The 25,822-nt window shown below is 43.1% G+C and carries 17 protein-coding genes; 14 read left to right on the top strand and 3 right to left on the bottom strand.

Features of this window, described 5'->3' with window-relative positions; translation table 11 throughout:
* The first annotated feature begins 110 nt into the window (after positions 1 to 110).
* A complete protein-coding gene (locus tag Q4486_RS05030; RefSeq protein ID WP_303518575.1) occupies positions 111 to 1,004 on the top strand; it encodes a TIGR01777 family oxidoreductase in 894 nt (297 codons plus the stop codon).
* A gap of 1 nt (position 1,005) precedes the next feature.
* Here Q4486_RS05030 and Q4486_RS05025 read toward each other — a convergent pair whose 3' ends face one another.
* Complete coding sequence (locus Q4486_RS05025) at positions 1,006 to 2,679, bottom strand: BatD family protein (protein WP_303518573.1); 1,674 nt, start codon at positions 2,677 to 2,679, stop codon at positions 1,006 to 1,008.
* Between the two features lie 258 nt (positions 2,680 to 2,937).
* Here Q4486_RS05025 and Q4486_RS05020 point away from each other — a divergent pair, with 258 nt between their 5' ends.
* From Q4486_RS05020 to Q4486_RS05010, 3 genes are all read left to right on the top strand, one after another.
* Positions 2,938 to 7,776 (top strand): NAD-glutamate dehydrogenase, encoded by a 4,839-nt coding sequence (locus Q4486_RS05020; protein WP_303518572.1) that lies wholly within the window; start codon positions 2,938 to 2,940, stop codon positions 7,774 to 7,776.
* Positions 7,777 to 7,857: 81 nt separating this feature from the next.
* Positions 7,858 to 8,079: a DUF2835 domain-containing protein gene (locus Q4486_RS05015; protein WP_303417195.1), complete on the top strand. Its 222-nt coding sequence runs from the start codon at positions 7,858 to 7,860 to the stop codon at positions 8,077 to 8,079.
* Between the two features lie 153 nt (positions 8,080 to 8,232).
* Positions 8,233 to 9,258, top strand: coding sequence for a quinone-dependent dihydroorotate dehydrogenase (locus Q4486_RS05010; protein ID WP_303518571.1), 1,026 nt, complete (start codon positions 8,233 to 8,235; stop codon positions 9,256 to 9,258).
* 59 nt (positions 9,259 to 9,317) lie between these two features.
* Here the strand turns inward: Q4486_RS05010 and rmf are convergent, their stop codons facing one another.
* Positions 9,318 to 9,524 carry a ribosome modulation factor gene (gene rmf, locus Q4486_RS05005; RefSeq protein ID WP_075109595.1) on the bottom strand — a complete coding sequence of 69 codons (207 nt, stop codon included), beginning with the start codon at positions 9,522 to 9,524 and terminating at the stop codon, positions 9,318 to 9,320.
* 309 nt (positions 9,525 to 9,833) lie between these two features.
* Here rmf and rlmKL point away from each other — a divergent pair, with 309 nt between their 5' ends.
* The 3 genes from rlmKL to Q4486_RS04990 all read left to right on the top strand — a co-directional run bounded on the left by rlmKL (position 9,834) and on the right by Q4486_RS04990 (position 14,926).
* Positions 9,834 to 11,978 carry a bifunctional 23S rRNA (guanine(2069)-N(7))-methyltransferase RlmK/23S rRNA (guanine(2445)-N(2))-methyltransferase RlmL gene (rlmKL, locus tag Q4486_RS05000; RefSeq protein WP_303417189.1) on the top strand — a complete coding sequence of 715 codons (2,145 nt, stop codon included), beginning with the start codon at positions 9,834 to 9,836 and terminating at the stop codon, positions 11,976 to 11,978.
* Between the two features lie 247 nt (positions 11,979 to 12,225).
* Entirely contained in the window at positions 12,226 to 13,434 is a 1,209-nt protein-coding gene (locus Q4486_RS04995) for an ammonium transporter (RefSeq protein ID WP_303518569.1), read from the top strand.
* A 631-nt stretch (positions 13,435 to 14,065) separates the two neighbouring features.
* Complete coding sequence (locus Q4486_RS04990; protein ID WP_303518568.1) at positions 14,066 to 14,926, top strand: LysR substrate-binding domain-containing protein; 861 nt, start codon at positions 14,066 to 14,068, stop codon at positions 14,924 to 14,926.
* 138 nt (positions 14,927 to 15,064) lie between these two features.
* Here the strand turns inward: Q4486_RS04990 and gltA are convergent, their stop codons facing one another.
* Entirely contained in the window at positions 15,065 to 16,342 is a 1,278-nt protein-coding gene (gltA, locus tag Q4486_RS04985) for a citrate synthase (protein ID WP_303417183.1), read from the bottom strand.
* A gap of 431 nt (positions 16,343 to 16,773) precedes the next feature.
* On the opposite strand from gltA, the gene sdhC reads away from it, so the two are divergent.
* The 7 genes from sdhC to lpdA all read left to right on the top strand — a co-directional run bounded on the left by sdhC (position 16,774) and on the right by lpdA (position 25,812).
* Positions 16,774 to 17,151: a succinate dehydrogenase, cytochrome b556 subunit gene (gene sdhC, locus Q4486_RS04980; protein WP_303417181.1), complete on the top strand. Its 378-nt coding sequence runs from the start codon at positions 16,774 to 16,776 to the stop codon at positions 17,149 to 17,151.
* Entirely contained in the window at positions 17,145 to 17,492 is a 348-nt protein-coding gene (gene sdhD / locus Q4486_RS04975; protein ID WP_303417179.1) for a succinate dehydrogenase, hydrophobic membrane anchor protein, read from the top strand. Before sdhC ends, sdhD begins: the two co-directional genes overlap by 7 nt.
* Positions 17,493 to 17,495: 3 nt before the next feature.
* Entirely contained in the window at positions 17,496 to 19,268 is a 1,773-nt protein-coding gene (gene sdhA, locus Q4486_RS04970) for a succinate dehydrogenase flavoprotein subunit (RefSeq protein ID WP_303417177.1), read from the top strand.
* Positions 19,269 to 19,280: 12 nt separating this feature from the next.
* Positions 19,281 to 19,985, top strand: a complete 705-nt coding sequence (locus Q4486_RS04965; protein ID WP_067867002.1) for a succinate dehydrogenase iron-sulfur subunit — start codon at positions 19,281 to 19,283, stop codon at positions 19,983 to 19,985.
* Positions 19,986 to 20,232: 247 nt separating this feature from the next.
* Positions 20,233 to 23,064, top strand: coding sequence for a 2-oxoglutarate dehydrogenase E1 component (locus Q4486_RS04960; protein ID WP_303518567.1), 2,832 nt, complete (start codon positions 20,233 to 20,235; stop codon positions 23,062 to 23,064).
* Positions 23,065 to 23,122: 58 nt separating this feature from the next.
* Entirely contained in the window at positions 23,123 to 24,334 is a 1,212-nt protein-coding gene (gene odhB, locus Q4486_RS04955) for a 2-oxoglutarate dehydrogenase complex dihydrolipoyllysine-residue succinyltransferase (RefSeq protein WP_303518566.1), read from the top strand.
* Positions 24,335 to 24,375: 41 nt separating this feature from the next.
* Positions 24,376 to 25,812 (top strand): dihydrolipoyl dehydrogenase, encoded by a 1,437-nt coding sequence (gene lpdA, locus Q4486_RS04950; protein WP_303417169.1) that lies wholly within the window; start codon positions 24,376 to 24,378, stop codon positions 25,810 to 25,812.
* Positions 25,813 to 25,822: the final 10 nt, after the last annotated feature.

The raw sequence follows: 25,822 nt of genomic DNA, 5'->3' as shown, positions 1-25,822 counted from the left end.
TACTCTTAAAAATTAACTCATAAGACTGCTAATCTAAACAATGCTTAGCATCGTATCAATATTGTAGGCTGAGTGCAGCGCTTATTATTGCAGGATTAAAAGGAGCTCCCATGAAAATATTGATTACCGGAGGTACAGGCTTTATCGGCCAGCACTTCATCCGTAGACGCTTGGCTGTGAATGATGAAATTTACTGTTTAACTCGAGATCAAGAGAGAGCACAGCATCTATTTAAAGGGACGGTTGAGGTAATTAGCGCTTTGTCAGAGTTGGAGGGAATATCCCTTGATGCGGTGATCAATCTAGCGGGAGAGCCTATCTTAGATAAGCGTTGGTCTACAGAGCGTAAAGAGCTGCTTTATAGCAGTCGAGTAGAGCTAACAAATGATCTTGTTAAGTGGTTGGCTCAACTATCAGTTAAGCCCAAGGTGCTAATAAGTGGGTCGGCTATTGGGTATTACGGCAGTCAGTTAGATGAAGAGTTAGGCGAGGCAAGCCCGTGTCGTTCAGGCTTTACTCATCACCTTTGTTTGGCGTGGGAGAACGCAGCATTGCAAGCTGAGCGCTTAGGTATCCGAGTGTGCTTGTTACGTACAGGCATAGTTTTAGGGGAGGGTGGTGCATTAGCTAAAATGGAAATGCCATTTAAATTGGGTTTAGGTGGTGCTATAGGTGATGGAAAGCAATGGATGTCATGGATACATATTGATGATCAGATTGAAATTATTGAGATGTTGTTAACGCATGAGCAATTTTCTGGAGCGTTTAATTTAACAGCCCCTGAGACGGTAACAAATAAAGAGTTTAGCTCTACTTTAGGCCATGTTTTGCACCGCCCTACGGTTCTGCCTATGCCTGTATGTATTCTGAAGCTTATTTTAGGAGAAGGTGCTGAGTTGTTAGCTGAAGGACAGCGTGTAGTGCCGAAAAATCTTTTAGATAGCGGTTATAAATTTAACTATCCTAAATTGGAGCAGGCATTAGCATCTATTTATCGTAATTGAGTTAAGGGTTTTGATAGCTCAGATGGTTGTCTCCAGCTTGCATATCGAGTCTTTTTTGCTGTCGTTTCCGGAGTTTGTCTATAGCGTCAAGTAGTAGGTCCCCTCGCCATAACTCAGGACTTTCACTATATAAATGTTGCTCTAAATCCACTATAAGAAAGTTGAGAGTTTGGTTCTTGGCGTTCTCGCAGACCTGTTCTAGCGAGAGTAGTAGTGGATCGTTCCAAAAGCTTTGTGCCCATTCAATTAACCGTAATTGCGTTATAGCTGGATTGTTCTGATTACAGGCCATAGATAAGGCTTGAAAGGTATTTCTTTCTGCTATTTCAGTCGCAACCTGTTTGCGCATTGTCTGTTCTTGGGCGAGTTGTTCTTCGTTTTCTTTAGAGATGTTTTGTAATAGTCGCAGTTTATTAAAAGAGTAAATCCAGCCTAATACTGACACTATACTGATAGCGGTAAGCAACCAGATAAGTAGCTCAGAAGTATCTTTAGGTCGATCCCCTTTATTATCACTAGAATCACTACTTTGTAGCTTATTTGATACTTTAGGCTTTGCTTGAAGACTTGTAGCAATCACTTTTGATGCTAGGCTTGCTGTTTGGCCTTGATCAGTTTGAGTATTCCACCAAGGAATGTCGATTGCAGGTAGTGTTACCTCACCCGCTTCTAAGGGGGTAATGATGAGCTCTTCTGTACGTTGACTGATTACCCCACGCTCTGTCATCTGTTCTTCTAATACGACATTGAGTAATTTTATATCGGCTAACTCATTTTGGAGTACAGATAATGAAGGTAGAGCCGATGCAGGTAAACCTTCCGCTTCCATGGATATGATCCGAGTGAAGCTATCACCTACCGCAATATGATTAAGGTCGGGCAAGTTGTCTTCAATATGAACACTCTCTGCTGGAAGCCAAAGAGTGTTGCTACTGCTATAAGTGGGAGGTAGTACAGAAATAATTTGAGGAGGGCTGTTCAGTTCTAACAGATTACCGTTTGTTAATGTTGCGCTTAAAAATAAAGGGGAGATTTCAATGTTTCCCTCTTCTCTAGGAAATATAGCGTAATTATTTTCAGTTACGGTGTAGCGTTGGCCACTCACAACAGTGGAGTACTTTTTCTGTTCTTCCAATGGTTTGATTAAAGCATCGATAGATTCAGGTTGGCTCAAGTTCATATTGTCAGGAAGAGGCGATAGGTGAAATATCTGAGCACTGAGAATCACTTGACCATTGATATAAGTTTCATCTTTATCAAGTTTAACGTCCAAATAAATTGGCCGTAATGCACCCTCGCTAGGATGAGGGTTTTGCTCAGCAGGTAACACGAATAGAGAAACTTCAGGGCTAATTTCGGTTCCGACTTTTATGGGTGGGATTATCTTCTCTCCATCCCCAATAGGACGTAGTGAAAGGATCCAACGGTTTTTTGTGATGACGGTATTTGTACTATGGCTAGAAAGGGTGACCTTTTTTGTACTTAAAACCACATAATCTTTTTGTAATGCACGTAGGTCTGGACGGTCTTGATTCGTTTGATCGGTTTCTATTGTTAGCGTTAGTTTTTCACCTTGATAAATGGTGGACTGATCTAGTTTAACGGTAACTGCTGCGTGTATAGAAAATGATACAAAAAATAAGACGCTTAACAGCTTGGTTGGATGAATTAGCAACACAAAGTCCTTTGGTTAATACTTCAAAGGTGCAGATCTAAAACCTTAACACGTTATTAATAAATCCCATGTTTTTTGATTATGAGTAATGTTAGTGGTCATAGCAATGATTCTTGAAGGAGAAATATTCTTTTTTGCGTTTGTTTAACGGTTATTGGCTGCTTAATGAGTATATTAGAAGATGTTTAATAAAAAGCCTGCGCGTATCTTTAGTTCCTATCTATACTATTGATAAACGGGCTTATTTTTGAGTGCATTATGGATAACTATAGAGTAGATGAAAAAGAGAAACTTCTTGCGCTTCTTTGTGAGGAGATAGAACAGAGGTTGATTGCTGAGCAAGCAGGGGATTTGATCGAATTTGCCAAGCTTTATTACTCATCAGCCTCGTTAATCGATCTGAATGAATGGAAGTTAGAAGATCTCTATGGATCAACATTAGCCTGCTGGCAATTTATTCAATGTCGTAAAAGGGAGCAAGCTAAAGTCCGAGTTTTTAATCCAGATTATGAACAACATGGTTGGCAATCAACACATACCATCATTGAGGTATTGCAAGAGGATATGCCGTTTGTTGTTGATTCCTTGCGTATGGAGTTGAATCGAAGAAATTTAACCATACATGCTATTCATAATGCTGTGCTCACCATGAAAAGAGATGATAGCGGTGAGTTGATTGATGCATTTGATAAAGATAGTTGTGCTGGCAACGTGCATTCTAAAAACACCCACCGTGAAACATTAGTATCAATCCAAGTGGACCGTCACACGGGAGCTGAAGAGTTAACCTCCTTAGAAAACGATCTTCTGAATGTGCTTGAAGATGTCACTATGGTGGTGGAAGACTTTACTCCGATGTTGGAACAGTGCGACCGCTTGACTGCTCTTTTCTCACAACCAGTGAATGGATTTGAGGAGAGCATTTCTACTGAAGCACATGACTTTATTGTTTGGCTTAAAAGTCATTTCACTTTCTTAGGTTATGATGAGTATCAGCTGGTTTCAAAAGGGGGCAAACAGATACTTGAAGCGGTACCCGGTAGTCAGTTAGGTTTATTGAAGTTTTGTGATGAGCATTGCCGCTCAGCTTTGGTAAATCAAAATTCACGAGATGCAGATGGCTTTGTTTTAATTCCAGATATCCTTTCATTCACAAAATCAAACCATAAATCGACCGTTCATCGTCCGATCTATCCTGATTACATTAGTATTAAACGTTATGACCGGGATGGGGTTTTAGTGGGTGAGAGCCGTTTTCTTGGTCTGTATACATCTAGCGTCTATATCCAAAGCTCGCGTCAAATTCCAATTGTGCGTCGAAAAGTCGAGGCGATTATGGAGAAATCGGGTCTCCATCACCAAGGGCATGATTGGAAAGAGCTATTACAAATTTTAGAAATACACCCGAGGGATGATCTTTTCCAAGTAAATATTGATGACCTTTATCGTATTGTTATTGGTATCTTACAAATTCATGAACGCCGACAGATCCGTCTATTTCTCCGTCGGGATTATTTCGGTCAATTTTATTCATGTTTGATCTATTCTCCAAGGGATATATACAGCACCGAATTTAGGCGGAAAGTTGAAACACTCTTATGCCGAGAACTTGGCTGCGATCAAGCTGATTTTACCACTTACTTCTCTGAATCTATCTTGACGCGAACGCAATTTATTTTGCGTGGTGACGCGATCGCAGAAGGGGTTGATGAAGCAAAACTTGAGGCATTGGTAAGGCAGGCAGGTAGAAGCTGGTCTGAGGATCTGCGTGATGCTTTGGTTGAAACGCTGGGAGAGGAGGGTGGAACAGCCACTTATAATCTCTATGGTGATTCATTCTCTACAAGTTATAGTTCAGATTTTATGCCACGTACTGCGGTGGTAGACCTTCAGCGTATAGCTAAACTTAATAGTGAGAATCCGATACAGCTCAGTTTTTATAAGGCTTTTGAGCGGGGTGATGCCAATCTTAATTTTAAGCTTTTCTGTTTAGGCGCCTCATTGCCTCTTTCTGATGTTATTCCGGTATTGGAAAACTTCGGCCTAAGAGTGCTTGATGAACATCCTTATCAGGTTGAGGGGAAAAACCAACAGATCTGGATTCACGATTTCAGCCTGCAATATATAGGTAATGGAACCGTTTCACCTGACACATTGAAGCACTTCTTTGAAGAGGCCTTTTTACATGTGTGGACAGGAAAAGCCGCCAGTGATGAATTTAACCGCTTAGTCTTAGGTGGCGAAGTTAATTGGCGTGAAGTCTCTATGCTCAGAGCTTACGCTGCTTATATGAAGCAGATTGGCTTTCCTATTAGTCCTGAAGCAATCAGCAGTACCTTAAACTCATACGTTGATATCGCGGCTAAGTTAGTCAAGCTCTTTACCGCTCGTTTCGATCCTGAAAATCGGGGTGATGAGGAGGTATTAGAGCAACAGGTACTGACGAGCTTAGATCAAGTCGTGAGTTTAAATGATGATAGGGTTATTCGAGAATATTTAGCCTTAATTAAGGCTACGTTACGGACAAATTATTATCAGGAAAAAGAGGGAGAATATAAGTGTTATTTCTCTTTTAAGCTGGCCCCAGAGCAAATTCCTGATGTCCCGCTGCCAAAACCAAAATTTGAAATATTTGTTTTTTCACCTCAAGTTGAAGGGGTTCATTTACGGGGTGGAAAGGTCGCTCGCGGCGGATTGCGTTGGTCAGACCGTTTTGAGGATTATCGGACAGAGGTGTTGGGGTTAGTTAAAGCACAACAGGTTAAAAATGCGGTTATCGTACCGGTGGGCGCAAAAGGTGGCTTTGTTGCTAAGCAATTATCTGATGGAATGAGTCGAGATGCGTGGCTGGCTGAAGGTATTAGCTGCTATAAAACATTTATTAGTGGGTTGCTTGATATCACCGATAACTTAATTGATGGTGAAGTTGTACCACCAGAATCGGTGGTTCGCCATGATGAAGATGATACCTATTTAGTGGTTGCTGCAGATAAGGGAACTGCTGCTTTTTCAGATATAGCGAATGAGATAGCGGAAAATTACGGTTTCTGGTTGGGCGATGCCTTCGCATCTGGTGGTAGTTTAGGTTATGACCATAAAAAGATGGGCATAACCGCGCGAGGTGCTTGGGTGTCAGTAGAGCGCCATTTCCGTGAAATGGGTATCAATACTGATAAGCAAAATTTCACAGTGGTTGGTATTGGAGATATGTCAGGGGATGTGTTTGGCAATGGTATGTTATTGTCGAAACATATTCAGCTGGTGGCAGCTTTTAACCATCAGCATATATTTATAGATCCTCAGCCGGATGCCGCTAAAAGCTGGTCAGAGAGGCAGCGGCTTTTCGAACTTCCTCGCTCCTCCTGGTCTGATTATGATTCATCTCTCATATCAAAAGGGGGAGGGATTTTTAGTCGGAGCAGTAAGTCCATAAAACTTACACCTGAGATGCAAGCATTAACGGGGTTAACTAGCGTAGCGGTTCCACCTAATGAATTAATCAGTGCTTTGTTAAAGGCGCCGGTCGATCTGTTATGGAATGGCGGGATTGGTACTTATGTTAAAGCTACAACAGAGAGTGATGGGGATATAGGTGATAAGGCAAACGATGCACTTAGGGTTAATGGTAATGAGCTACGCTGCAAAGTTGTCGGCGAAGGCGGTAACTTAGGTTTAAGCCAACGGGCACGCATGGAATATGCTCTATCAGGAGGACGGGTTAATACAGACTTTATTGATAATGCGGGTGGTGTTGATTGCTCAGACCATGAGGTGAATATAAAAATCCTACTCAACCAGCTTGTTGATAATGGTGATATGACGCGGAAGCAGCGCAACCTGTTATTGGCACAGATGACTGAAGAGATTTCCGAATTAGTATTGCAGAACAACTATCGCCAAGTACAAGCAATCTCTATGGCCGAATCGCGGTCATTAGAAAATATGTCTGAATATCAGCGCTATATATCGAATATGGAAAGTGCGGGAAAGCTTAATCGAGCGCTTGAATTTTTGCCTGACGATGAAGCTCTTAATGAACGCTTTAATATGAAACTTGGATTTACGCGTCCAGAGCTTTCTATACTGATCTCTTACAGTAAAGCGGAGTTGAAGCAAACATTAAGTGTATCCAGCGTGCCTGATGATCCCTATTTATGCCATGAACTTAATAGCGCTTTTCCTGAGCTGTTAGTGGATAAGTTTCCAGAAGAGTTAACATCACACCGTTTAAGGCGTGAGATTATAGGGACTCAGATTGCGAATCATATGATCAATATGATGGGCATCAATTTTGTTGACCGTTTACGCATATCAACCGGCGCCGATGACGCATCAATCGCTCGAGCTTATATTCTTGCTAGAGATGTGTTTGATATAGAACCGCTTTGGCAGCAGATCGAGACGCTAGACCATAAGGTAAGCAATGAAGCTCAAATCAAAATGATGCATGAGTTACAGCATTTAATGAGGAGAGCAACCCGTTGGTTTGTACGTAATCGCCGTTTGGAATTAGATTGCAGTGTTGAGGTTAAACGCTTTAGAAGTGAACTGGTAAAAATATTAAATAAACAAGAAAAAATTCTCTCTGGAGAGCCCTTAAAGCGTTGGGAGAGTTCAAAAGAGTATTATCAAGCGGAGGGTGTGCCTGTTAAGTTGGCCAAAATGGTATCGGGTGCACGTTTTCTATATTCATCGTTGGGGATTATTGAGGCGGCAGAGTTGGCGGAGCTATCTACCGACAAGGTCGCTCAGATGTACTTTGGGTTGGGAGAACGATTGGAATTGGACTGGCTGTCCCAAAAGCTGAATACACTTCGTGTTGATAATTATTGGCAGGCGTTGGCGCGTGAAGCTTTTAGAGATGATCTTGATTGGCAGCAAAGGGCTATTGTCGCGATTGCTATTAAGGGACAGCACTCTGGCTGTTCAGTGCAACATGCAATTGATAAATGGTGTACTGAAAATGAGTGGTTAGTACAGCGTTGGGAAAATGTACTAGTTGAGTTGAAAAGTGCAAAAAAACAAGAGTATGCAATGTATACAGTGGCTTTGAGGGAGCTTTTTGATTTAGCAAAAATATGTCAATACAGTGCATAAAAAGTTGAGCGCAATGATGACAGGGCTATAAGTTATGTTTTATTGTTGCGCTCTTTATTTTGTAGCCTTTGTTAAATAGTTATGAAATCTATACTTGTTGACTTATATATCTCTGCTGATAAATATATTTTGATGTATCAAGGTGTTGCGCAAACTGTTTTTGCGCACGCACTTGATGGTCGCAGCGTACAATTTCCAGCCAAAATACTAAAACCTTTTCTATTGAAAGATGGTGTGAAGGGGCGCTTTCGTATCACTTTTGATGATCAGGGCAAATATAAAGGGATAGAGAAAATTAAGTAGAGCTAGGTCTTTTTCTTCTAACGAAACTATTGTTTTATAACTTTATGTTTTTATTATGAAAAAGCCTAACTTCTCAATTTGATCCGCTTTGCCCTATGTTATTCTGATTACGCCTCGCCTATAATCGTGCAAATTTTGTTATCTGGTATCTGTATGTTGTATTCACTGACTCGATCTTTAATGTTTCAGCTTGATCCCGAACTTTCACACAACGTCGCTTTGCATTCGATGAATCTTGCGTCTGCATTAGGTGTGAATAAGTTACTGGGTGCTGAAAAATTATCTGATCCGGTTCAGGTTATGGGTATTAATTTTCCTAACCGTGTAGGGTTGGCTGCTGGATTAGATAAAAACGGCATTGCTGTTGATGGTATGGCAGCGATGGGTTTTGGTTTTGTAGAGGTTGGTACCGTAACGCCTCGTCCCCAGGATGGAAATCCCAAGCCTCGAATTTTTCGTTTACCTGAACAAGGCGCTATTATTAATCGTATGGGCTTTAATAATGACGGTGTAGATAGATTGTTATCTAACCTAGATAAAAGTCGTTATAAAGGCGTACTAGGCATTAATATAGGTAAAAATAAAGATACGCCTAATGAAGATGCTAATGACGATTACCTTTATTGCTTACGTAAAGTTTATAGTCGAGCAAGTTATATAACCGTCAATGTTTCTTCGCCGAATACTCCAGGGTTACGGACACTGCAATACGGTGAGGCATTAAATAGTTTGTTAGATGCACTTAAATCTGAACAGGCAAAACTAGCGAAATTTCATGATCGTTATGTTCCTATCGCCGTTAAAATTGCACCGGATATGACTGATGAGGAGCTGGTTTTAGTTGCGGCATCCCTAAAGTCTTATGAAATTGATGGGGTAATAGCAACGAATACGACCTTATCCCGTGACGGTGTTGAAGGGCTGTTATACGCCGATGAAACCGGTGGTCTTTCTGGCGCGCCTTTGCGTAACAAATCTACAAAAGTGATCCGAACTCTCGCAAAAGAGCTAGATGGAGCGCTACCTATTATAGGTGTCGGTGGAATTACTGAAGGGTTTGATGCGGCAGAAAAGATAGAAGCGGGTGCAAGCCTAGTTCAAATATACAGTGGGTTTATCTACCGTGGGCCGAAGTTGGTCACTGAATCGGTTCGTGCAATAGAGCAGTTGTCTGCATAAGTTAGTAGATATAATCCCCAATGATGAGGCTCCCTATTAGGGAGCCTTTTTAAATAAGTTTAATGAAATGCTGGGTCGGCTTGTATTGCTGATACTCCATCCATGCCGCTCCAGTGAGCTTCTCGTCCTTGTCGCCAACCACTCATCCAGTGACTTCTAAGGTCTGATGTGTTGACCGGGCAGAGATCCCGAGATTTTCCACTTATGCCGGCTTGAAAGCCTCGATTGAAAAGTGTGTTACTACGATCACGTTTTTGTCTCTTCATGTAGTTGAGCCTCTCTTGATGTTTTAGTTGTGAGAGCAGCGGTTCCTTGAGACATGGTATCCGCTTAAAATCTACCTAGCAGTTAATTAAAATCAGAAGGTAGGCTTCTATTGATAACGGAAAAAGCGTGTGAGCGTGATTGAAAATGCCTATTGAGTAGCTAGAATTAATAGTACAATTTATTACGTGGGTGCAAAAAAACCAGTGCATTCATCAAGTTAGTTAATGAATAAACATTTGTGACTTTCAATGATTTTTTTTCATTGTAATCGCAAGTTGAATGAAATACTTACAGAGTAAATGATTCCTATGAAACTGTTTTTGACATGCCCTAAAGGCCTTGAGTTGCTACTTGAGGAGGAGCTGCACCAACTCGGTGTTGAAGATACCAAGCAAACAGTGGCGGGTGTGCAGTGTCATGGTGATCTTGAAGATGCTTACCGTATATGTCTTTGGTCCCGTTTGGCTAACCGTGTGTTGATGCCTGTTTATCAAGGTGATGCTGAGACGACAGAGGATCTTTATGATGCGGTCCAGCAGGTTGACTGGTTGGATCATATGCGCAGTGAAGGTACCTTATTGATCGATTTTACGGGGCAGACTCGCGCTATTAATAATACCCACTTTGGTGCATTAAAGGTTAAAGATGCCATTGTGGATCAGATTCGTGATTTAACGGGCGCGCGCCCTAGTGTCGATAAGGTTGCTCCAGATCTACGTATTAACGTGCGTATGCACCGTGGCAAAGTGACGGTGGCGATTGATCTTTCAGGTGATAGTTTGCACCGTCGTGCCTATAGGTTGCAGGCGGGACAAGCACCGATGAAGGAGAACTTAGCGGCGGCTGTTTTGCTTCGAAGTGGTTGGCCTGCACGTATCGCTGATTTTGATCTCTTGTTAGACCCCATGTGTGGTTCAGGGACGTTGTTGATTGAAGCAGCAATGATGGCTGCTGATATTGCGCCGGGCTTGCAGCGTAAGCGTTATGGCTTTTCCCGCTGGACGGGTCATCAAAAAGGGATATGGGATGAGTTGGTTGCGGAAGCGAATGGGCGAAAAGCTAAGGGTTTATCTCAATTAGAGATCAGCTTAGTGGGCCGCGATGAGGATAAATCTGTATTAAGATCCGCCAGACAAAATGCGGAACGAGCTGGAGTTGCTGAATTTATCGATTTTGCGGCCTGTCGAGTGGAAGACCTTGAACGCGAACAGTTGCCTCAAGGGGTAGGGTTGTTAGTTACTAATCCGCCTTACGGGGAGCGCTTAGGTGAAACCCAGCAGTTAATGTTTCTCTATCGTCACTTGGGTGACAAGTTAAAAGAACAGTTTGCCGGTTGGACTGCCGCTATTTTCACGTCGAACCCTGATCTGTGTAAAGTGATGGGGATGCGTGCAGATAAACAATATAAGTTGTTTAATGGCGCGTTAGAAAGTCGCCTGTTTGTTTACCCAATCTCCGAGCATCGACCAGAGCAAAGGGTGCGTGAAGAGGAGGAAGTGGTGCCGTTGAGTGATGGTGCTCAAATGTTTGCAAATCGTTTATTAAAAAATAGAAAGCAGTTAGCTAAATGGGTTAAGAAAGAGCAGATAGAATGCTACCGGCTCTATGATGCGGATATGCCGGAATATTCGGTGGCGATCGATATTTATGGTGATGAGGTGCATGTTCAGGAATATGCTGCACCGAAAAAAATTGATCCAGTTAAAACCTTCTCACGATTACAGGAAGTGATGGCTGCGATTCCTGTTGCCTTAGATATCCCTGCCAATAAAGTGATTTTAAAGCAGCGTAAAAAGCAGCAAGGTTCAAATCAATATGAAAAACAGTCAGAGACTCATCGTTTTAAAGAGGTGAATGAGTACGGTTGTCGCTTATTAGTCAACCTACATGATTACCTTGATACGGGACTGTTTCTTGACCACCGCCCAATACGCTACCGTATCCAGCAAGAGTCAGCGGGTAAAGACGTTTTAAATCTGTTTTGTTATACCGGCACTGCTTCAGTGCATGCTGCAAAAGGGGGCGCAAAAACAACGACCAGTATTGATATGTCTGCGACCTATCTGAATTGGGCAAAACGTAATCTTGATCTTAACGGCTTTGATCAGGACGCGAATCAACAGGTACAAGGTGATTGCCTTAAGTGGTTGCGAATGCAGCGTCAGCCTGCTTATGATCTGATTTTTATGGATCCTCCGACGTTTTCAAATTCAAAGCGTATGGAAGGAGTGCTTGATGTACAGCGAGATCATGTGGATATGGTTGATGCTGCAATGCGGTTATTGCGTAAAGAGGGTGTATTGTACTTTTCCAATAATTATAGACGCTTCAAAATAGATCACGAGGCGTTAAGTGATTATGTTGTTGAAGATATAACTTACAGTACTTTAGATCCGGATTTTAAACGAAATCAGCGTATACATAGCTGTTTTAGAATTACTCATAAGCTATAAGCTGTTTTTTAGTGCAGCTTATCCTGTTTGGCATACTTAATGCTTTTAAATGGTGCATAGAAGCGTTGATTAATTGATGGTGAATTAGCTGGATTCCCTGTGAAATAGGGGTTTTTAGCTTCTTTTGTCATAAATTATATTCAATTAAAAGTATAAAAAAATGCTGATTTTGCATTGCATTGGTGCCAACTATTTTTTGGCGCACAAGTGCAGTGCATTTTGCCGAATAAAAAACAGGAGACTGTCAGTGGAAAACGTCAATAGCGCTGTAGAGACGCTAGTCCAAAGTTCGAATACCTTATTTATCTTAATGGGAGCCATCATGGTATTTGCCATGCATGCAGGCTTTGCTTTTTTGGAGGTAGGTACGGTTCGTCATAAAAACCAAGTCAATGCGCTTGTGAAAATTTTGACCGACTTTGGTTTTTCTGCAATGGCTTACTTTTTTGTAGGTTACTGGGTTGCTTATGGTGTTACATTTTTTTCACCTGCGGCGGAATTGGCAAGCAATAATGGTTATGAGTTAGTTAAGTTTTTCTTTTTAATGACATTTGCCGCAGCAATTCCAGCAATTGTTTCTGGTGGTATTGCTGAGCGTGCTAAGTTCTGGCCCTTTCTGTTAGCGTCTTCATTGATCGTAGCCTTTATATACCCTTTCTTTGAGGGGATTATTTGGAATGGTAACTTTGGTTTTCAAGCGTGGTTGGAAGAAAACTTTGGGGCAGGATTTCATGATTTTGCAGGATCGGTTGTAGTGCATGGTATGGGTGGTTGGTTAGCACTTGTTGCTGTGGTGATGCTAGGTATCCGTAATGGGCGTTACAAAGGCGGGCGTTTAGTGGCTTTTCCACCATCCAATATTCCCTTTTTGGCCTTAGGTTCTTGGATCTTATGTATTGGCTGGTTTGGATTTAACGTTATGTCTGCACAAACTATGGATGGTATTTCTGGCTTAGTTGCTGTGAACACGCTGATGGCAATGGTAGGCGGAATTATTACAGCGTTGATTTTTGGTAAAAATGACCCGGGTTTTATTCATAATGGACCGTTGGCCGGTTTGGTTGCTGTGTGTGCAGGGTCTGATGTTATGCATCCTATGGGGTCCTTAGTTGTTGGTGCAGTCGCCGGTGCTATTTTTGTTGTCTTGTTTACGATTCAACAGAATAAATGGAAAATTGATGATGTTTTAGGTGTGTGGCCTCTTCATGGTGTGTGTGGTGCTTGGGGTGGTATTGCTGCAGGTATCTTTGGTTCGGAAATGTTTGGTGGGTTGGGCGGTGTTAGTCTGACCTCTCAATTAATTGGTACGGGCGCTGGTATTATTGTCGCTGTTGTTGGGGGTATTGTTGTCTATGGTGTTGTTAAGTTCTTAGTTGGCCTTCGTTTGACGCAAGAGGAAGAGTATAACGGTGCTGATTTAACTATTCATAAAATTGAATCAACCTGTGAGAGTTAACAATTTTAGTCATAGCCGATGTATCAGTTGTTATTCCTATGCATGGGGTTTTTAGATACAAATAAGCCATATTAAATAGTAAGTTAAAAAAAGCTGAGCTCTGCTCGGCTTTTTTTATGCTTAGCTTTTTGTGATTTTAGCTCTTGTGACAATGTTATATAGGTGTTGCCAAAAATAGATAAAACACTTGCTTCGCTCATGTTTTCCTTTAGTGAAATAGTATTCCATATCGATACAGCCCTTGTTTGTTCTTTTTATCGTTAGGTTGTAGCTCGTATTTATTTCAATTATTGAGGCGACACTGCTTTCTTTCGTTTCGTAAAATTCGTCGGGAATCTCAAGAAATTCTGTTGTTATTGTCCTCTCTTGTCGGGAGGCTGCATCGGCTAGATAGCTCTTTTTGATGTGAATATTTGTGTCGGGCCAATCGTTTTTTGCTCTATTGCTCCTACTTGGTAAGTTGAAAGTGATCTTGTCAGGTTGCGATCTGTGGTCTGGTGACGTCTTTCTTGCGTTTGCGTGCGACATTTTTTATCTCCTGAGTGCTTAAAATTAAGAGTAGTGATATATTTGAATTAGTAAAAACGATTAATATTAATTATTTTGATCGTAAAATCTGATTGGTGTAATGATGGCTCAACCTAATTTAAGTAGTGATATTTTGAGAACCTTAGTTGCTGTTGTAGAGCGAGGTGGATTTATTAAAGCTGCTGACTATTTGCATAAGACTCAGTCCACTGTAAGTCAGCAAATGAAGCGCTTAGAGCAAGAGGTGGGTGTCAATGTATTTAGGACAAGCGGAAGAAAACGCCTGCTTACGAGTGAGGGGGAGATGTTGCTATCTTATGCGAAACGGATGTTGGCACTTCAGGATGATGCTATAGCTTCTCTTCAGGAGAGTGGTGCTAAAGGAGAAATTAAGGTTGGCGTGTCACAAGGTGTCGCTGAAACTATGCTTCCTGAGCTCTTAGCTAGTTTTGCTAGAGCTAACCCCGGCGTTAGATTGTATGTAGAGACCGGTTATAGTCCCGATTTGAATGCGGGCTATGAGCGAGGTGATTATGACTTGGTTTTGACGCTTTCATTAGATGCAAATATAGGGAAAGGGGAGCTTCTTGCTGTGGAGCCTCTGGCTTGGATGGGGGCTGAGGGGTGGGAGTGGTCTAGTGCTCGAGAGCTGCCCTTGGCGACCTATACTGATTATTGTCAATTTCGTAAAGCGAGCATTGCTGCTTTAAATAGCGCAGGGTTGCCTTGGCGTGTGGTTTATACTACATCGAGTTATCAGGGATTGATGGCCGCAGTAAAGAGTGGTTTGGCCGTCAGTGTTAGGCCTAAAAGTGCAGTTGGAGATGGAGTTGAGTTGGTGGGGGATAGATTGGATTTGCCGTCGCTGCCTAACGTATACAGCTGGTTGCGATATAGGCCCTCTTTAGAGGCTGGTTGCTCTTTGGCAGCCGCCTTTAAGGCGTCAATATTAAAGATGCAATAAGTATTTTATTTGATTAAGAGTTTGAAAAGGCTTTTGAAGAATCAATCGTTTTATAAAAAAAGAACCCTGCAGCTTGGCAGGGTTCTTGATCTAAAAGTGTCATTACTTACACTTTTATTATTTGGCTAAATTTAATGCTTAGCCTGGGTATTTACGCTGTACTGGGCCCGTGTATAGCTGACGTGGGCGACCAATCTTGTTCGGGCTGCTGTGGAATTCACTCCAGTGAGAGATCCAGCCGATTGTACGAGACAATGCGAAGATAACAGTGAACATGTTAGTTGGAATGCCAATCGCTTTTAAGATGATGCCCGAGTAGAAGTCCACGTTTGGATATAGTTTACGTTCTACAAAGTATTCATCTTCTAGTGCGATCTGCTCTAGACGTTTAGCGATACGTAGTAGAGGATCGTTTTCTATGCCTAGCTCCGCAAGTACTTCGTCACATGCTTTCTTCATAACTTTAGCGCGAGGGTCAAAGTTACGATAAACGCGGTGTCCAAAGCCCATTAGGCGGAAGGGATCGTTAGGATCTTTAGCTTTACTAACAAACTCTTCGATATTGGATTCATCGCCAATCTCTTCAAGCATTGTTAGCACAGCTTCGTTTGCACCGCCGTGAGCGGGCCCCCAAAGTGCTGCTATACCTGATGCAATACATGCGAATGGGTTAGCGCCGGATGAGCCTGCAAGACGAACAGTAGACGTAGAGGCGTTTTGCTCATGGTCTGCATGAAGTACGAAGATGCGATCCATTGCTTTCTCAAGTACTGGGTTTACCTGGTACTCTTCACATGGTGTGCCAAACATCATTTGCAGGAAGTTGCCTGCATAGCTCAGGTCGTTACGTGGGTACATAAACGGCTGGCCATTTGAATATTTGAAACACATAGCTGCGATGGTTGGCATTTTTGCGATTAAGCGGTATGCGCAAACTTCGCGGTGATGCTCATTATCTATATCAAGAGAGTCGTGGTAGAACGAAGATAGTGCGCCTACTACGCCGCACATGATTGCCATTGGGTGAGCATCGCGTCGGAAACCATTGTAGAAATGGTTAAGTTGCTCGTGAACCATTGTATGGCTCTTAACCGTTTTGACAAATGTCTCTTTTTGTTCAGCTGTTGGTAGTTCACCATTTAGAAGCAGGAAGCACACTTCCATGTAGTCAGATTTTTCTGCTAATTCATCAATTGGGTAGCCGCCGTGCAGAAGCACGCCTTTTCCACCATCAATAAATGTAATACTGGAGTCGCAAGCTGCGGTAGATACAAAACCAGGATCGTAGGTAAACAGGCCTTTACCGGTCAGTGGACGGACATCAATTACATCAGGACCTAAAGTGCCAGAGTAAACAGGCAATTCAATCGTTCCTTCCATGCCATCGACCGTCAAATGTGCTTTCTTATCAGCCATTAAAAGGCTCCTATCATTATGTTTTAGTTCTATTCTGATTTACTGCCAATCAGATCTAAGAGTCTTGGCCCGATAAATTGGACTCACACAATATAGAGTGTGAAAAAAGTTTGTCAATCAGATCAAACGGGATAATTATCGCAATGCAGCAAATTCTTAGCGTTTTTAACAGGAAACGAGTTATGACTGAATTAGCATTTGGTTGTACGACTTTTTATATGTCTGTTTTTGCTAGACCAAAGGCGAAGATGGCGGTGTTTGCGTTGTAATTTATAGGTGAAATGCTTATACTCTCGCCCCGAAGTTTGTCTCTACATTGTACTTCTAGTGGAGTTGATATGTAGGTTTAAGCTTGAGGAGCGAGGTACTTATCTTCAACACTTCCGAGCAACCGAGCCCTGCAAAGGGGCCGCAAAGTGTGAACAAGAGCCGTGAATAAGAAAAGACCTGTAAACTTAGATCTTCGAACAATCAAACAGCCGCTTCCGGCGATTACTTCTATTCTGCATCGAGCAACAGGTGTGGCGCTATTTTTTGGTGCCGTATTTGCGCTATATGCGTTGGGGTTATCTCTGGAGTCTGAAGCTGGCTTCAATGAAGCAATTGATATGTTTGAAAATGGCTTCATTGCGAAGCTTATTGCGTGGGGAAGCGTATCAGCTTTGCTGTATCACTTCTTCGCGGGCATAAAACACCTGGTAATGGACTTTGGCTACTGTGAAGAATTAGACAGTGGTTTATTGGCAGCAAAAGTGACCTTAGGTCTTGCTGCAGCAGCAGTCCTCATTTCGGGAGTATGGATATGGTAACTAGTATTACTAGCTTTGGTCGTAGCGGCCTTTATGATTGGATGATGCAGCGTGTAACCGCTGTGATTCTTGCGTGCTACACCGTTTTTATGATTGGTTATCTAGCGTTTGGCGCTGAATTGACTTACGACATGTGGACGGAGCTTTTTCAGTGTACAGCGATGCGTATCTTTACCCTGCTGACGCTGTTGTCCTTTGCTGCACATGTTTGGATCGGAATGTGGTCAGTGTCTACTGATTATATCAAGCCGACCGGTATGCGTTTTGTGTTTCAGTCTGCTACTGGCCTGCTGACGTTTATTTACGTCGCGTGGGGCATTCAGATTTTGTGGGGTATTTAAACTATGTCTAAACTACGTACGCTTACTTTCGACGCAATTGTTGTCGGTGGCGGTGGTGCAGGCATGCGTGCTGCACTTCAGCTTGCACAGAGCGGTTTGAACACTGCTTGTGTAACAAAAGTATTCCCAACGCGTTCTCATACTGTGTCTGCACAGGGTGGTATTACTTGTGCTATCGCAAGTAACGATCCAAATGATGATTGGCGTTGGCATATGTACGATACTGTCAAAGGTTCTGATTATATCGGTGACCAAGATGCTATCGAGTACATGTGTTCTGTTGGCCCTCAGGCGGTATTTGAGTTAGACCATATGGGTCTGCCATTTTCACGTACTGAAACAGGTCGTATTTATCAGCGTCCGTTTGGTGGCCAATCCAAAAATTTTGGTGAAGGTGGTCAGGCTGCGCGAACTTGTGCTGCAGCAGACCGTACCGGTCATGCACTGCTTCATGCTCTTTATCAGGGCAATATGAAAGCAGGTACTACTTTCTTGAATGAGTGGTATGCAGTAGATCTTGTTAAAAATGATGATGGCGCGGTTGTAGGCTGTATTGCTATCTGCATTGAAACAGGTGAGACCGTTTACATTAAGGCTAAGGCTACCGTCCTAGCGACGGGTGGTGCTGGCCGTATCTACTCTTCTACTACTAATGCTCTTATCAATACCGGTGACGGTATGGGTATGTCTTTGCGTGCAGGTATTCCGGCGCAGGATATGGAGATGTGGCAGTTCCACCCAACCGGTATCGCAGGCGCAGGTGTGCTTGTAACAGAAGGTTGTCGTGGTGAAGGTGGGTACTTGATCAATAAAGATGGCGAGCGTTTCATGGAGCGTTATGCGCCAAACGCTAAAGATTTAGCGGGTCGTGATGTTGTTGCGCGCTCCATGATTCTAGAAATTCTAGAAGGTCGTGGTTGTGGCGAAGATGGCGATCACGTTTACCTTAAGATGGACCATTTGGGTGAAGAAGTACTTCATTCTCGTCTACCGGGTATCTGTGAGCTATCTAAAACGTTTGCGGCGACTGATCCTGTGGTTGCGCCAATTCCTGTTGTGCCAACGTGTCACTACCAGATGGGTGGTATAGCTACAAATATCGGTGGTCAGGCTATTGCTCCTGATGCTGATGGTAATGATCATATTATTGATGGTCTTTATGCTTGTGGTGAAGTTGCATGTGTATCTGTACATGGTGCAAACCGTCTAGGTGGTAACTCACTTCTTGACTTGGTTGTCTTTGGTCGTGCTGCAGGTATGCAGATCGAGCAGCAGATGCGCGATGGTTATGAAGTTAAAAATGCTACTGAAGAAAACATCGAAGCAGCGATGGCTCGTCTAAATCGTCTGAATAACTCAACAGGCGGTGAGCGTGTTGCTGATGTTCGTAAGGAACTACAGAGTACTATGCAATTGTACTTTGGCGTATTCCGCGACGGTGAAAGCATGCAGAAAGGTCTTAAGCTACTTGAAGAGATTCGAGAGAAGATCAATAACTTGCATCTTGAAGATAAGAGTCAGGCATTTAATACGGCACGTATTGAAGCACTTGAATTGGAAAATCTATTTGAGGTTGCTGAAGCCACCGCTATTGCTGCAGAGATCCGTAAAGAATCTCGTGGTGCGCATGCGCGTAATGACTATACTGAACGTGATGATGAGAACTGGTTGTGCCACTCGGTTTACTTCCCGGGTGAGAAAGAAGTTCGTAAGCGTGCAGTAAACTTCGCGCCTAAGACAATGGAACCATTCCCACCTAAAATTCGTACTTACTAAGGAGCTTCTATCATGTTGGTTAGTGTATATCGCTACAATCCTGAGACAGATGATGCTCCTTACATGCAGGATATCCATATCGATATTCCTGGTGGTAAGGACATCATGGTTCTTGATCTTTTGCAGTTGTTGAAAGATAAAGATCCATCAATGGCTTATCGTCGCTCATGCCGTGAAGGTGTGTGTGGTTCTGATGGTATGAACATGAATGGCGTTAATGGCCTTGCATGTATCACGCCGTTGTCTGCTGTTGTTAAAGATGACAAGTTGGTGTTGCGCCCACTTCCAGGTCTTCCGGTTATCCGTGACTTGGTTGTTGATATGGGTCAGTTCTACAAAGCATATGAGAAGATCAAGCCTTTCTTGATCAACGATACACCACCGCCAGCGATCGAGCGTTTACAGTCGCCTGAAGATCGTGCTGAGCTGGATGGCTTGTATGAATGTATTCTTTGTGCCTGCTGTTCTACTGCTTGCCCATCTTTTTGGTGGAATCCAGATAAATTCATTGGTCCATCTGGTTTGCTTCAGGCATACCGCTTCTTGGCTGATAGCCGAGATACTGCGACCCGTGAACGTTTGGCTGACTTGGATGATCCGTTCAGCGTATTCCGCTGCCACGGTATCATGAACTGCGTTGCGGTTTGTCCTAAAGGGCTTAACCCGACTAAGGCAATCGGAAAAATTCGGAACATGTTGCTCTCTCAGGCGACTTAAGTCTAAGAAAACGGTGCCATTGGGCACCGTTTTTTTTTGTTCAGACAAAAAAATAATATTTTTGTAAAAAAATTACTATATTCGCATAAAGAATTATTAAAGGTTGAGCATAAAAGCTTTACTATAGCACTCCCGAGACAGTAATTACTGTTTGATCGGGTGAATGAAGGTAACTCAAAGAGGGGCGATATCTCGTCGGATGATCCCGACAGAATCGACAGAGCCTCCAGAGCCAGGGTGATCAAGAATGCAAGAAAGCATCATGGATCTCATGTGGAAGAATGCACATCTATATGGTGGCAATCTTTCCTACGTTGAAGAACTGTATGAAACATACCTAATGGACCCTAATGGGGTTCCTCAGGAGTGGAGAGAAGAGTTTGATCGTTTACCTAAGGTGGGCGATAACCTGACGCAGGATGTACCCCATTCCGCTATTAGGGAACATTTTCTTTACTTATCAAAAAATCAGAAGCGAGCAGCACCTGTTTCTGCGAGTTCAGTTAGTTCTGAACACGAGAAAAAGCAGGTTCGTGTGTTGCGAATGATTAACGCATACCGTGTGCGAGGGCATCAGATTGCGAACATCGATCCGTTAGGGATGATGCAGCGTGAAGATGTACCCGATTTGGATCTGCGTTTTCATGAGCTTTCAGAAGCAGATTACGACACAACTTTCCAGCTGGGATCTCTGTTCTTCGGACCAGAAGAGGCGCCCCTGAAAAATATTGTTGCGGATCTGAAGAAAACTTACTGTTCAACAGTAGGTGCTGAGTATATGCATATTGTTGATACTCAGGAAAAACGTTGGTTGCAGTCTCGGATAGAACCTGTACGTTCCCATCCAGAAGCGCCGATCGAAAAGAAAAAAATGATTCTTGAGCGCTTAACGGCTGCTGAAGGTCTAGAAAAGTATTTAGGTTCACGCTATGCCGGGGCTAAGCGCTTCGGTCTTGAAGGTGGTGAATCAATGATCGTTGCCTTAAACACGTTAATACAACGTGCAGGTAAGCAGGGCGCGAAAGAGGTTGTTATTGGGATGGCTCACCGTGGCCGCCTTAATACCTTGGTGAATATTTTTGGTAAGAGCCCCTCTGAACTTTTTGACGAATTTGAAGGTAAGAAAACCTTAGATACATCAGGTGATGTAAAGTATCACCAAGGTTTTTCCTCAAATGTTGAGACTGGTGGAGGGGAGGTGCACATTGCGATGGCCTTTAACCCATCCCATCTAGAGATCTCTGCACCTGTTGTCGAAGGGTCTGTACGCGCACGTCAAGATCGTCGTGAAGATACTGTAGGTAACACTGTTGTACCCGTAAACATCCATGGTGACCAAGCATTCTGTGGTCAAGGTGTTGTTATGGAGACATTCCAAATGTCTCAAACCCGTGCTTATAAAACGGGTGGTACAATTCATATCGTTGTCAATAACCAAGTTGGTTTTACAACATCGAAACAAGAAGATTCTCGTTCTACTGAGTATTCTACTGATGTAGCGAAGATGATTCAGGCACCGATTTTCCATGTTAATGGTGATGATCCTGAAGCCGTTCGTTTTGTAACTCAGTTAGCGGTTGATTACCGTAACGAATTTAAGAAAGACGTTGTTATCGATCTTTTCTGCTACCGTCGTCGTGGTCATAACGAAGCGGATGAGCCATCTGGTACTCAGCCGTTGATGTATGCACAGATTAAAAAGCAGACACCAACGCGTGAGCTTTATGCTCAAAAGCTTATTTCTGAAGGTGTTATTACACCTGAAGAAAGCAAAGAGATGGAAAAAGAGTATCGTAAGCTACTGGAAAATGGTGAGCATACGGTTAAGTCTCTTATCCATGAGCCTAATACTGAGTTGTTTGTGGATTGGAAGCCTTACCTTGGTCATGAGTGGTCTTTTGACTGTGAAACTAAGGTGGATTATAAGTTGCTACAGGAACTAGGTGATAAGATTTGTGCCATTCCTGAAGGCTTTGTGGTTCAACGTCAAGTTCAGAAAATTATAGATGACCGTAAGCGCATGGCACATGGCGCTATGGAGCTAAACTGGGGTATGGCTGAATCGTTAGCTTATGCAACTATTTTAGCTGAAGGTCATCCGGTTCGTCTTACTGGTCAAGATGTTGGGCGTGGTACATTCTCCCATCGACATGCTGTACTACATGACCAGAAAACGGCGGATATCTTCCTGCCTTTGCAAAATCTTTCAGAAGAGCAACCGTCATTAACTCTGCATGATTCGTTCTTGTCTGAGGAAGCTGTGCTTGCGTTTGAATATGGTTACTCAACGACTATGCCAAATGCATTAGTTATTTGGGAAGCTCAGTTTGGTGATTTTGCCAATGGCGCACAGGTTGTAATTGACCAGTTTATTACATCAGGTGAGCATAAGTGGCAGCGCTTGTGTGGTTTGACAATGCTTCTTCCTCATGGCTTTGAAGGCCAAGGGCCTGAGCATTCATCTGCACGTTTAGAGCGTTATCTGCAGCTTTGTGCTGAGCACAATATTCAGGTTTGTACCCCAACGACACCGGCACAGATTTTCCATCTGCTGCGTCGTCAGGTGATACGTCCTCTACGTAAGCCGCTAATTGTTATGTCTCCGAAAAGTTTGCTTAGACATAAACAGGCTACATCTACACTTGAAGAGCTTTCCGAAGGTAGTTTCTTGCCGGTTATCGGTGAAACAGACCAGCTTGATCCGAAGAAGGTTAAGCGTTTGGTTCTTTGTGGAGGTAAGGTTTATTACGATCTTTATAACCGTCGTGCGGAACTTGAAAAAGACGATGTAGCAATTGTTCGTATCGAGCAGCTATATCCATTCCCTGAAGATGCGTTAAAAGAGGCGATGGCTCCTTATAAAAATCTTGAGACTGCTGTTTGGTGTCAGGAAGAGCCAATGAACCAAGGTGCATGGTACTCAATGCAGCATCATATGCGCCACGTTCTGAATATGCATGATAGTAAATTGCACCTGGAAGGCGTTGCCCGTCCAGCGTCTGCGGCACCAGCAGTTGGATATCTCTCTGTCCATGCTGAGCAGCAGGAAGCATTAGTAAATGAAGCTATTAACGGTTGATCAGGCGATTAACCATAATTTTTAATCGCCTGACGGTGATAACGATAAAGGAAAAAATATGTCCATCGAAATCAAAGCGCCGACGTTCCCTGAATCAGTAGCAGACGGCACAATTGCAACTTGGCACAAACAACCTGGTGAAGCGTGTTCTGCTGATGATCTGATTGTAGATATCGAAACTGATAAAGTTGTTTTAGAAGTTGTAGCACCACAAGATGGTGTGATCGCTGACATCCTAAAAGGTGAAGGTGAGACCGTTTTAAGTGATGAAGTTATCGCTCATTTCACGGCGGGTGCTGCGGGTAGCGCTGCTCCTGCTGCTACTGAAGCAGTAGCGGAATCTACGGGTGATGCAGATAAAGTAGGGCCTGCAGCGCGTAAGTTGATTGAAGAGAACGGTTTAGATGCTTCTGCTATCCCAGGTACTGGGAAAAATGGCGGTATCACTAAAGAAGACGTTCAAAACTTTATGAAAAATGGTGCTCCTGCACCAGCCCCAGCAGCTGCCGCGCCTGCTCCAGCGGCCGCAGCTCCAGCAGCACCAAGTGTGAATGTTGCTGTAGGTGAGCGTGTAGAGAAGCGAGTTCCAATGACGCGTCTACGTGCGACTATTGCTAAGCGTCTTGTAGAAGCTCAGCAAAGTGCGGCTATGTTAACAACTTATAATGAAGTTAACATGAAGCCTGTAATGGAACTTCGTAAGCAATATAAAGACCTGTTCGAGAAAACGCATAACGGTACGCGTTTAGGGTTCATGTCTTTCTTTGTAAAAGCTGCGACTGAAGCGCTTAAGAAATTCCCAGCGGTTAATGCCTCTATTGATGGCAATGATATGGTTTATCACGGATATCAAGATATTGGTGTTGCTGTATCAACTGAACGCGGTTTAATGGTTCCGGTTCTACGTGATACTGATGCGATGAGCTTAGCTGATGTAGAAGGGACTATTGCTGATTTTGGTAAGCGTGGCCGTGATGGTAAGTTAGGTATGGATGACATGCAGGGCGGTACATTCACTATTACTAATGGTGGTGTATTTGGTTCTTTGATGTCTACACCTATCTTAAATCCACCACAAACGGCAATTTTGGGTATGCATAAGATCCAAGAGCGTCCAATGGCGGTGAATGGGCAGGTGGAAATCTTACCAATGATGTACCTAGCTCTGTCATATGATCACCGTATGATTGATGGTAAGGAAGCTGTACAATTCCTAGTGACTATTAAAGATCTCCTGGAAGATCCTGCACGTATGCTCCTGGAAGTCTAAAGTCAGTCCTTAACAAGTATAGAGTGAAGATAGGGTAAAACATGTCTGATAAATTTGACGTTATTGTTATAGGTGCAGGTCCTGGCGGTTACGTAGCTGCTATTCGTGCAGCTCAGCTTGGTTTAAAAACTGCTTGTGTTGAAAAGTGGATAGATGAAAAAGGTGCTGCAGTTTTAGGCGGAACATGCCTGAACGTTGGTTGTATCCCTTCAAAAGCTTTACTAGAGTCTACGCACCAGTTCCATAATGCTCAGCATGCTGATGTTCATGGGATTATGACTAGCGATGTAACCATGGATGTTAAGAAAATGGTTGCGCGTAAGGACTCCATCGTTAAAAACTTAACGGGTGGTATTGCCGGTCTGTTTAAAGCGAACGGTGTTACTGTTCTTCAGGGTATGGGTAAGCTACAGGGCAATAAGCAGGTTGAAGTAACGGCTGCCGATGGTTCTACTAGCACTTATGCTGCTGACAATGTGATTTTGGCATCAGGTTCTGTTCCTGTTGAGATCCCTCCTGCTCCATTAACAGAAGGTTTGATTCTTGATAACGAAGGCGCACTAAATATCGATGAAACACCTAAACGTTTAGGTGTTATTGGTGCCGGTGTTATCGGTCTTGAAATGGGTTCTGTTTGGGCGCGTTTAGGTACCGAAGTTACTGTACTTGAAGCAATGGATGATTTTCTGGCTCTGACAGATAAAGACGTTGCTAAAGAAGCGGCTAAACTTTTCAAGAAACAGAATCTAGATATTAAGCTAGGTGCCCGTTGTACAGGTACTGAGATCATCGATGGCAAAGAAGTGAAAGTTAAGTTCGCTGATGCCGAAGGTGATAAAGAGATTGTCGTTGATAAGCTGATTGTTGCTGTTGGCCGTAAGCCTCAGACACAAGGTCTATTAGCGGATGACTCTGGCGTGAACTTAGATGAGCGTGGTTTCATCTTTGTGAACGAACAGTGTGAAACGGGTGTTCCAGGTGTTTATGCTATTGGTGACTCTGTGCGTGGGCCTATGTTGGCGCATAAAGCATCAGAAGAGGGCATCATGGTTGCAGATATTATTGCCGGCCACCATGCCCAGCTTAATTATGATGTTATTCCTAATATTATCTACACACACCCTGAATTGGCGTGGGTAGGTAAAACCGAGCAGGAACTTAAAGCTGAAGGCGTAAAAGTGAAAGTGGGTAAATTCCCATTTGCCGCCTCTGGCCGTGCAATGGCTGCTAACGAAACTGAAGGTTTTGTTAAAATTATTGCATGTGAAGAGACTGATCGTATTTTGGGCGTTCATATGGTTGGCGCTATTGCGTCCGAATTGATCGGCCAAGCGGCAATTGCTATGGAATTCTGCTCTAGTGCAGAAGATCTGCAATTGACTGTCTTTGCTCACCCAACAGTGAGTGAAGCCATTCATGAAGCAGCCTTAGCGGTTGATGGTCACGCCATTCATATGGCGAACCGCAAAAAACGCTAATAACTTAGTG

The organism is Neptuniibacter sp. 2_MG-2023, assembly GCF_030547495.1.
In the GTDB taxonomy this organism is placed as follows: Bacteria; Pseudomonadota; Gammaproteobacteria; order Pseudomonadales; family Balneatricaceae; genus Neptuniibacter.
This window is presented reverse-complemented; position numbering and strand designations above follow the sequence as displayed.

Bases quoted from the DNA above. Each gene is read 5' to 3' on its own strand.
- Q4486_RS05030 (WP_303518575.1), top strand. From the start codon at position 111: ATGAAAATATTGATTACCGGAGGTACAGGCTTTATCGGCCAGCACTTC.
- Q4486_RS05020 (WP_303518572.1), top strand. From the start codon at position 2,938: ATGGATAACTATAGAGTAGATGAAAAAGAGAAACTTCTTGCGCTTCTT.
- Q4486_RS05015 (WP_303417195.1), top strand. From the start codon at position 7,858: ATGAAATCTATACTTGTTGACTTATATATCTCTGCTGATAAATATATT.
- Q4486_RS05010 (WP_303518571.1), top strand. From the start codon at position 8,233: ATGTTGTATTCACTGACTCGATCTTTAATGTTTCAGCTTGATCCCGAA.
- rmf (WP_075109595.1), bottom strand. From the start codon at position 9,524: ATGAAGAGACAAAAACGTGATCGTAGTAACACACTTTTCAATCGAGGC.
- rlmKL (WP_303417189.1), top strand. From the start codon at position 9,834: ATGAAACTGTTTTTGACATGCCCTAAAGGCCTTGAGTTGCTACTTGAG.
- Q4486_RS04990 (WP_303518568.1), top strand. From the start codon at position 14,066: ATGGCTCAACCTAATTTAAGTAGTGATATTTTGAGAACCTTAGTTGCT.
- gltA (WP_303417183.1), bottom strand. From the start codon at position 16,342: ATGGCTGATAAGAAAGCACATTTGACGGTCGATGGCATGGAAGGAACG.
- sdhD (WP_303417179.1), top strand. From the start codon at position 17,145: ATGGTAACTAGTATTACTAGCTTTGGTCGTAGCGGCCTTTATGATTGG.
- sdhA (WP_303417177.1), top strand. From the start codon at position 17,496: ATGTCTAAACTACGTACGCTTACTTTCGACGCAATTGTTGTCGGTGGC.
- Q4486_RS04965 (WP_067867002.1), top strand. From the start codon at position 19,281: ATGTTGGTTAGTGTATATCGCTACAATCCTGAGACAGATGATGCTCCT.
- Q4486_RS04960 (WP_303518567.1), top strand. From the start codon at position 20,233: ATGCAAGAAAGCATCATGGATCTCATGTGGAAGAATGCACATCTATAT.
- odhB (WP_303518566.1), top strand. From the start codon at position 23,123: ATGTCCATCGAAATCAAAGCGCCGACGTTCCCTGAATCAGTAGCAGAC.
- lpdA (WP_303417169.1), top strand. From the start codon at position 24,376: ATGTCTGATAAATTTGACGTTATTGTTATAGGTGCAGGTCCTGGCGGT.